Genomic DNA, 872 nt, shown 5'->3' with positions numbered 1-872 from the left:
TCTCTTTGTCACTTTCAATTACCACGCTTCGCTTGCTTTTTTGGATAAGTAGGGGCTGTTTCGAAATACCAGTTATATTACTGTGCATAACGAGCGTATTGACACCACAAAATTTACTCGTTTTTTTCGGGCAGCTGGCGAGTCTTCTCGCTCTTATCTCGCTGCGGTGTTCTCCTGGCTTGATTTTTCCCGAAGAAGTCCCGTAAATTTCGCACTCACCAACGAACTGTGCACAAGATCGTTTTGGAAACAGTTTCTACTTATCCAGGCTTAGAATGGTCGTTCTATAATTTTGCTTAAATGTTCCATTACCGATGAACTGCTTAAATACAGGGGGTAACAGATCTTTGCTTTACACCAATTGGCGGATATGCGGACTACTATGACTGGTGTTAAGTTCCGTTGCCATCTTGTAGTTCTTGAACGGTTACTCAAGTTTCTTATTAAACATGCTTTGTTTGACCTTTGCCATGGCTTCTACACCAACTTCACTTCAATGCATACCCCTTTTCTTCATTCTGAACGAGATATTCCTTTGGTTTGTTCCCATCTTCTCACCTTCCGGCACGTTCTAACCTTGTCTTTCCCGTTTAAAATGCATTTCCGTCAAAAAATTTGATTTAAAAATGGGATCAATCACTTTTTAGTTTATAAAGCAGATAATCATATGGTTTTCCCTCTACCATTTGAAATTGCTTTTTGACCAACCTGTAGTTTTGCTTTAAAAGTGGAATATGGGGCGGCCCTGATTTCCACCGTGACTGCCTTATGACCACAAACTTCACCTTTTTTTCCATAATATAACGATTTTGTGCTTGCATGTTTTCCGGATAAATTTTCGGGTCTATATTCTGCTTTTCAAAATATTTCAC

The 872-nt window shown here is 39.4% G+C and carries 2 pseudogenes; both read right to left on the bottom strand.

The features are described 5' to 3' along the window. Positions 1-393: 393 nt before the first annotated feature. Positions 394-571, bottom strand: a pseudogene (locus tag IC21_RS17275) (ISLre2 family transposase); the annotation flags it as partial. Between the two features lie 61 nt (positions 572-632). Then, positions 633-872 (bottom strand): annotated as a pseudogene (locus tag IC21_RS17270) (hypothetical protein); the annotation flags it as partial.

The organism is Heyndrickxia coagulans DSM 1 = ATCC 7050 (assembly GCF_000290615.1).
GTDB classification, from domain to species: Bacteria; Bacillota; Bacilli; order Bacillales; family Bacillaceae_C; genus Weizmannia; species Weizmannia coagulans.
The sequence above is the reverse complement of the archived record's forward strand: the minus strand, read 5'-3'. Positions and strand labels throughout refer to the sequence as shown.